The sequence below is a fragment of the Nocardiopsis quinghaiensis genome (genome assembly GCF_008638365.1).
Lineage (GTDB): Bacteria > Actinomycetota > Actinomycetes > Streptosporangiales > Streptosporangiaceae > Nocardiopsis > Nocardiopsis quinghaiensis.
This window is the reverse complement of record NZ_VWVU01000050.1, coordinates 1-8,879: the sequence shown is the minus strand read 5'-3', so window position 1 is coordinate 8,879 and position 8,879 is coordinate 1. Positions and strand designations below refer to the sequence as shown.

Below are 8,879 nucleotides of genomic sequence, written 5' to 3'. Positions count from 1 at the left end.
TCCTCGCCAACCGGGTCAGCCACTTCCTGGACCTGCGCGGCCCCAGCATGACCATCGACACCCTGTGCTCGTCCTCGCTGGTCGCCCTGCACCAGGCGGTACGCAGCATCCGGGCGGGAGAGTGCGACCAGGCCCTCGTCGCAGGAGTGAGGCTCGCCCTGTCGCCGCTGCACTACCACGCCATGAGCAGCCTGAAGGCGCTGTCGCCGACGGGGAGGTCGCGGGCCTTCGACGCCGACGCCGACGGCTTCGTCCCCGGAGAAGGCGTCATCACCCTCCTCCTCAAACCCCTCCACCAAGCACTACACGACCACGACCACATCCACACCCTCATCAAAGGCACCGCCGTCAACCACGGCGGACGCACCAGCGGACTCACCGTCCCCAACAGCACAGCACAACAACACGTCATCACCGCCGCCCTCGAAGACGCCCGCACCCACCCCGACACCATCACCCTGCTCGAAGCCCACGGCACCGGCACACCCCTGGGCGACCCCATCGAGATCGAAGGACTCACCCACGCCTACCGCGACCACACCCAACGCCACCAGTACTGCGCCATCGGCTCCATCAAAACCAACATCGGCCACCTCGAACCCGCCGCCGGACTCGCAGGCCTGACCAAAATCATCCTGGCCATGCGCCACAAAACCATCCCCCCCACCCTCCACCTCAACCGACCCAACCCCGCACTCACCCTCGAAACCACCCCCTTCTACACCACCACCCAACCCACCCCCTGGCACACACCCCCCAACACCCCCCGACGCGCCGGACTCAGCGCCTTCGGCATGGGCGGCGTCAACGCCCACATCATCCTCCAAGAACCCCCCACCACACCGGAACGGAGCCCGGTCACCGTCCCGGGACACGTGCTCAGGGTCAGCGGCGCCACGGAGGCAGCGGTGCGCGAGCTCGCCGCGGCCTACGCGGAGCGGATCGAGGCGTGCCGGGACCAGGGCGAGCTGGCCGACGTGTGCCACACGATCAACACCGGGCGGGCCGAACTGGAACTGCAGGCGGCGGTTCTGGGCGCCGACGCCGGGGCGCTGGCCGGCGCGCTCCGCGAGGTGGCGGTCGGAGGATCCGGGATCGTGGCCGTCCGCGGCCCCGCCGGCGACCGCGGGCCGCTGGACCCGGCCGCCGCGGCGGACCTGGTCCGCCGGGGGTACACCGGGATCGACTGGGCGGCTCTGTCCGGGCCGCAGGCCAGGACCGTCCCCGACGTGCCCACCTATCCGTTCGCCGCGCGCGGCTTCTGGGCCACACGCGACGGGGACGCACCACCGCAGGCCGAGCAGGAGGAGGCATCCGCCTCCCCTGCGACCACCGAGACCACCGAGACCACCGAGACCACCGGTGTGACCCTGCCCAGGGCGGAACGAACGCGGTGGCGTGGCGCCCCCGCCCCCTCCTCCGAAGGGGCCGGAGGCGAGGTCGCCCTCGTGTGCGCCGCGGACGATCCCCTGTACGGGGCCCTGCGGACCCGGCTCACGGAGGCGGGATACACCCTCTCCCCGGACCCGTCCAGGACCGGGCACTCCTCGCTGGTCGTGGTCGACCCGGGGCCGGAGCACTTCTGGGAGGGGCTGCGGGAGTGGACCGCGGCCGTGGCCTCCGGCGGGCACCTGCTGTGGATAGCCAGGGGGTCGGCCGCCGTCTCCCCCGACGAGCTGTCCCGCCTGTCGCCCGCGGCCGCCTCCCGCGGCGCGGCGGTGCTGGCCGCCGGCGCCGAGTCCCGCCTGACCGCCACCGCGGTCGACCTGGATCCCGGTGCGGACCCGCCGGCCGCCGCCCGGGAGGTCGTCGCGGATCTCACGGCCGGCCCCGGCGGACGCGTCGCCCTGCGCGACGGGCTCCGGTACACGCCCCGTCGCGAGGAGGCGGACGCGGGTCCGGTCCCCGACCTGTCAGGGGACGGGTTCCTCCTGGTGACGGGCGGCGCGGGCGCGGTCGGGCGCCTGATGGTCCGCCGCCTGGCCGAACTCGGCGCCCGCCGCATCGGGATCGTGGGACGCAGCCGCCTGGACGCGGCGGCCGTGGCGGACCTCACCGGCCTCGCCCCCTCGTCCGAGGTGGCCTACATGAGCTGCGACGTGAGCGAGGCGGAGGAGCTGCGCGCCGTGGTGCACAAGCTCTCCCTGAGATGGGGGAGCCTGGCCGGGATCGTGCACGCCTCCGGTCGGGCGCTGCCCTTCGGCTCGCACAGGCGGCGCTCCGGAGAGGACGCCGCCCGGACCCTGGCGCCCAAGACCACCGGATCGGACAACGTCCTGTCCACGGCACGCGAGCGCCGGGCCGGGTTCGTGGTACTCGTCTCCTCCGTGGCCGGCGATGACCCCGCCGCCGGGCGGGGCCTGGTCGACTACGCCATGGCCAACGCCTACCAGTTGGCGCTCGCCGAGCACGCCGGGGCCGAGGACGGGCCGACGGTGGTGACCGCGCACGCCTGGCCCGACTGGTCCGGCGTGGGACTGGACGCGGACGCCTCCTTCTCCGCCACCGCCTCGCTGGGGACCGACGAGGCCCTGGCGGGCTTCGCCGCCCATCTGCTCTCCGGTGGCAGGGTGTCCTTCCCCGGGAGCTCCCATCCCGTCCGGACCGGGGAGGAAGCGGTGGCCCGGCCTCCACTCACCGCCCCGGAACGGCCGGAACCACGGGTGCCCTCGCGGTCCCGGGAGGAGACGGCCTCCCTCGTCCGCTCCTGCCTCACCGACCTGCTGGGGGAGGCCCCCGGGACCCGCACCGTCGCCGACCTGGGCCTGGACTCACTGGCCATCGCCGACCTGGTCAACCTCCTCGAAAAACACCACGGGCGGACGGTCGATCCCTCCGCGGTGATGCGCGCCCGCACGGTGGAGGACATCGCCGCCCTCCTGGAGGAGGACGCCCGGCCCGCCCCTCAGGCCGGATCCGCGGAACCCGCGGGGCAGCCGCTCGGCCTGAGCGCGCTCCTGCGCCCCCTCGCCGGCAAGTGATCCGCCGCGCCAACGACGACAAGGGAGAAACATGACGGCAAGAGAGACGGGGAGCGCCGGGGCCGGGGCCCGCGACGCGGACGACAGGCTCGCGGTCATCGGGATGGCGCTCCGCCTGCCGGGTGCGGAGGACACCGACGACCTGGGGTGGCTGCTGTCCGGAGACCGCGACGAGGTGGGCCCGGTACCGCCGACGCGGTGGGCCCGGAGCCTGTACCCGGAGGTGCCCGGAAGGGGCGCCTTCCTCCAGGACCCCTTCTCCTTCGACCATGCCAGGTTCGGACTGTCCGCCGAACAGGCCGTCCGTCTGGACCCCCAGCACAGACTCGTGCTGGAGGTCGGGGCGCTGGCCCTGGAGGAGGCCGGGCTGCTGGCCGACGGCGCCGCGCGACGCACCGGGGTGTTCGTCGGCTCCCGGATGAACTCCTACGGCTTCGAGCACGGCGGGGCCGAGGGCGGGGGCACGGGTCCGGAACGGGCCGCGGCGCTGTGGGGGCGCTCCCAGAACTTCGCCGCCTCCTGGCTGTCGGACCGCTTCGACCTCAGGGGGCCCAGCCTGGTGGTGGACACCGCCTGCTCGTCGTCGCTCACGGCGGTGTGGCTGGCCTGTCAGAGCCTGGCCTCGGGATCGTGCGAGACCGCACTGGTGGGGGGTGTGGACCTGATGGTCGACCCGCTCACCCTGACCATGCTCACCAACGCCGAGGCCCTCTCCCCCGACGGCCGGTGCCAGACCTTCGACGAGCGCGCCAACGGCTACGTTCCGGGTGAGGGGGCCGTGGCGCTGGTCCTCAAGCCGCTGCGCGCGGCCCTGTCCGACGGGGACGCCGTGCTGGCCTCGATCGTGGCGACGCACGTCAACAACGACGGGCGCACCATGGGTGTGACCACCCCGAGCCTGGACGCCCAGGTGGACCTGTTGGACGAGGTCTACTCGCGGGTGGACGCGACGACCGTGGGCTATGTGGAGGCGCACGGCACGGGAACCGCGATCGGCGACCCCATCGAGGTGCGTGCGCTGACCGAGGTGTTCGGGCGTGCGGGGGCGCGGCGGGGCTCGGTGGCGCTGGGCTCCCTCAAGCGGCGCACGGGGCACCTGCACTCGGCCGCCGGACTGGCCGGACTGGCCAAGATCGTGCACATCGTCGGTTCGGGAACGGTTCCTCCCACGGCCGTGCCCCGTCCCAACCCGCGGCTGCGGCTGGACGAGAGCCCCTTCCGTCTGCCCGAGCGGAACGGCTCCTGGCCCCTGGAGGGGCCTCGGCGGGCCGCGGTGAGCAGCTTCGGTTTCGGCGGGACCAACGCGCACGTGGTCGTGGAGGCCCCGACGGAGGCCCCTGCCCCGGGCCCCGGGCCGGGGCCCCTGCTGCTGCCGCTGTCCGCCGACACCCCCGAGGGCCTGCGCGAGCTGACAGCGCAGTGGCTGGAGCTGGTCCGGGAGCACGGCGACGAGGCCGCCGGACTCTGCGCGACCGCTCAGACGGGCCGACCGCACCGGGCGGTCCGAGCCGCCTTCCGGGGCCGCGACGCGTCCGGGCTGGCCGCCGATCTGCGCTCCCGTCTGCTCTCCCCCGAGTATCCCGGCGCCCCCGCCCCGGAGGAGGAGGCGGCGGTGAACTTCTGGATCCCTGCGATGGAGGAGCCGCCCGCGTGGCTCTCCCGGCTGTGCGCGGCCTACGGCCCCGTGGAGGAGGTCGTCACCCGCTTCGAGGAGGCGGCCGGGCTGGGGCGGGTCGGCTTCCGCGGACAGCTGCTGGAGCTGTGCACCGGTGTCGCGCTGGCCACCGCGCTGCGCGAGGCCGGTGTGACCGGTGGCTCGGTCGCCCTGCCCGACGACTGGCGCCCGCTCGCCGACCACGTGTGGGAGGGAGCCTCCCTGGAGGAGTCCCTGGCCCGGCTGCTCGCCAAGGAGCCCCCGGCCCATACTCCCGAACGGGACGGGGGCCTGGTGGCGCGTCTGGAGGCCCCGGACGCGGAACCCGCCGAGATCCTGGACGCCGTGGTCGCCGGGCTCTTCGAGAGCGGCCGCAGCGTCGACTGGGCCCGGCGGCGGGACGGACGGCCGCGGACCGGACGGACGCTGCCGCGTGAACAGGCCCAGGGCCCCAGCCTGAACCTGGCGGAACCGCGGCGCTCTCCCGAGACCGGTGAGGGGGTGCGGCTGGAGTCGGACTCCGGCGGCGCGTTCACCTTCTCCCGCGTGTTCGGTCCGGGCGAGGACCCCATCGCCCAGCACTGGGTCCACGGAGAGCCCATGCTGCCGGGGGTCGGCTGGTTCGACTTCCTGTCCCAGGGCGTCCGTGCCCGGGGTGACCGCTTCGAGGGAGTGTCGGACGTGGTCTTCCACCGCCCGCTCATCCCCTCCGGGGCGCACCGGGTGGTCGCCTCCGTCAGCGGGGACGGCCGCTTCGAGGTGCGCGGCGACGACGGCGTGCCCATGGTCACCGGCCGGCTGGCCGAGGCGGGGCGGGCGGACCGGGAACCACTGGCCGAGCTGCTGGCGGAGTGCTCCTCTCCCCGCTCCGGGTCGGGGATCTACCGGTGGCTGCGCCGGATCGGCTACCGGCACGGCCGCTACTACCGGAACGTCGCATGGGTGGCGGCCCGCCCAGGGGGCACCCTCGCCCGGATCGAGGGCGGTCGGCAAAGGGCCCTCAACGCGGCGGAGGTGAGCCTCTTCCCCGGTCTCCTGGACAGCGTGACGATCGTGGCGATCTCCCCGGACAACCCCGTCTTCGGCAGTGAGGACGCCCCCGCCTTCATCCCTCTGTCCATCGGGCGGCTCCGGGTGCTGGGGCCGTTGGAGGAGGCCGCGTTCGTCCGTACCGACACCGCCTTCTGGAACGAGGAGGCGTGCCGGTGCACCCAGGTGGTCACCGACGCGCGGGGGCGGGTGCTCCTGGCGCTGGAGGACATCACCGCCAAGAGGGTCGTTCCCACCGCCTTCTCCGAGGACCGGAATCCGGCGGGACGTGCCGACCGGGAGCGGGCCGGGGTCCTCCCCGCCGCTCCCGAGACGTCCGGCCCCCCGTCCGTGGCGGGGCCCGGACCGGCCGCCGGGCCGGTACGGGCCACCGACCCGGTCGGGCGCGCCCTGGCGTGGTTCCTGTCGGTGGCCGGTGTCCCGGAGGAGGAGGCCGACACCGAGTTCCTCTCGGGCGGCTTCGACTCCGCCGGGCTGGTCGAGCTCAGCGACAGGCTCTCCCGGGAGTACGGCTTGGACCTCTATCCCACCGAGTTCTTCGAGTTCCCCACCCCGTTGGCCTTCGCCAGGAACCTGGCGAAGCAGCGCCCCGAGGCGGTGTCCGGGTTGGCCGCCTCCGGCTCCACGGCCGACGAACCCGCGACGCCCGCGCCCGAACTCCCCGCAGCCACCGGTCCCGCAGCCACCGACCCGGTGGCGACCGGCCCGGTGGCGACCGGCCCGGTGGCGACCGGCCCGGTGGCGACCGGCCCGGTGGCGGTTGAGACGCCCGTCTCCGGTGGGAACGGCTCCGCTGCGGTGATCGGCGCAGCCCTCACCCTGCCCTGCGGGGAGAGCCTGGAGGAGTTCTGGGACCTGCTGCGCGGGGGCCGGGGGACGGTGGGGCCGCTGCCGGACGCACGGGCGGGTGCCGCGTTCGACGGCGAGCGGCCCCGCGCGTCCTTCCTGGACCGTGTCGACCTGTTCGATCCGACGCCGTTTCGCATCTCCCCCCGCGAGGCACCGCTGATCGACCCGCAGGCACGGCTGCTCTACGAGACCGTGTGGCGGGCGCTGGAGGACGCCGGGCAGATGGGCGAGCGCTCGCGCGGAAGCCGAACCGGCCTGTGGGTGGCCTACAGTCACGACCACTACCACGAGGAACGCCAGCGGGCCGGCGTACCGGAGGGCCGGGGACTCGGCCTGGAGGCGATGATCCCCAACCGTCTGTCCCACCTGATGGACTGGACGGGCCCGAGCGTGCTGGTCAACACCCTGTGCTCGTCCTCGCTGGTCGCCCTGCACCAGGCGGTGCGGCACCTGCGCTCGGGTGAGATCGACACCGCCGTGGTGGCGGGGGTGCACGCGGGGATCAGTCCCGAGTACTTCCGCTCGATGCGGGACCTGGGGGCGTTGTCGCCGACCGGCCTGTGCCGGGCCTTCGACGCCGACGCCGACGGAATGGTGCCCGGAGAGGGCTCGCTGGCGGTCGTGCTCAGGCGGACCGACGACGCCCTACGCGACGGGGACCGCGTCCACACCCTCATCAAGGGCACCGCCGTCAACCACGGCGGACGGACGAGCCGCTACTCGGCGCCCAGTCCGCGGGGACAGCGCGAGGTGGTCACCGCCGCCCTCGAAGACGCCCGCACCCACCCCGACACCATCACCCTGCTCGAAGCCCACGGCACCGGCACACCCCTGGGCGACCCCATCGAGATCGAAGGACTCACCCACGCCTACCGCGACCACACCCAACGCCACCAGTACTGCGCCATCGGCTCCATCAAAACCAACATCGGCCACCTCGAACCCGCCGCCGGACTCGCAGGCCTGACCAAAATCATCCTGGCCATGCGCCACAAAACCATCCCCCCCACCCTCCACCTCAACCGACCCAACCCCGCACTCACCCTCGAAACCACCCCCTTCTACACCACCACCCAACCCACCCCCTGGCACACACCCCCCAACACCCCCCGACGCGCCGGACTCAGCGCCTTCGGCATGGGCGGCGTCAACGCCCACATCATCCTCCAAGAACCCCCCACCACAACCCCGCCCACACCCCTGCCCCAACAAGCCCACCTGCTCAAGATCACCGCCACCACCCAGAACACCGTCCGCCACCTCGCACAGGACTACGCGGACGCGGTGAAGAGCGAACCTCTCGGGGACTTCGCGTACACGGTGAACACCGCCAGGCCCTCGTACCGGCATCGGGCGGTGGTCGTCACCGACGCACAGAACGCCGAGCGGGATCTCCGGGGTGTGGTGGAAGGCGACACCCCCATCACCACCACCACCAACCAACCCACCCCCACCGCCTTCATCTACACCGGCCAAGGCTCACAACACCCCAACATGGGCCACACCCTCTACACCACCGAACCCACCTACCACAACACCATCAACCACTGCGAACACCTCCTCCAACCCCACACCACCACCCCCCTCACCCAACTCCTCTACGGCAACCAACAACACCTCCTCAACCACACACAACACGCACAAATCGCCATCGTCACCACCCAAGTCGCCCTCACCACCCTCCTCCACCACTGGGGCATCCACCCCCACATGGCCATCGGCCACAGCCTCGGAGAACTCACCGCCGCCTGGGCCTGCGGCACCCTCACCCTCCCCGACCTCCTCCACCTCACCGCCACCCGCGCCCACCACATGCAACAACAACCCACCACCGGCACCATGGCCACCATCACCGGCCCCACCCACCACACCCAACAACTCCTCCACCACCACCCCACCCTCGAAATCGCCGCCTACAACTCCCCCAACCACACCACCATCACCGGACCCACCGAACACATCCACCAACTCATCCACCAACTCGGCACCACCAAAGCCCACCCCCTCAACGTCTCCCACGCCTTCCACTCCACCCACATGGACGGCGCACTCCCCCCCTTCACCCACACCCTCCAAACCACACCCCTCACCCCACCCCACACCCCCCTCATCAACGGACTCACCGGCACCTGGCACACCCCCACCACCGCCACCACCCCCACCACCTGGGCCAACCAAATCCGCCAACCCGTCCACTTCCACACCGGCATCACCACCCTCCACCACCACGGAGCCCGCCACTTCTGGGAAATCGGACCCCAACCCCACCTCACCCCCCACGCCCGCACCACCCTCAACGACCCCACCACCCACTGGCACACCACCCTCCACAAAAACCACCCCGA

2 protein-coding genes are annotated in these 8,879 nt (G+C 72.7%); both read left to right on the top strand.

Annotated elements, in window-relative coordinates:
• On the top strand, positions 1-2,981 hold a 2,981-nt coding region (locus tag FYX01_RS25830; RefSeq protein ID WP_150246459.1), incomplete at its 5' end, for an SDR family NAD(P)-dependent oxidoreductase.
• A 31-nt stretch (positions 2,982-3,012) separates the two neighbouring features.
• A partial coding sequence (locus FYX01_RS27135; RefSeq protein WP_150246456.1) for a type I polyketide synthase occupies positions 3,013-8,879 on the top strand: 5,867 nt, incomplete at its 3' end.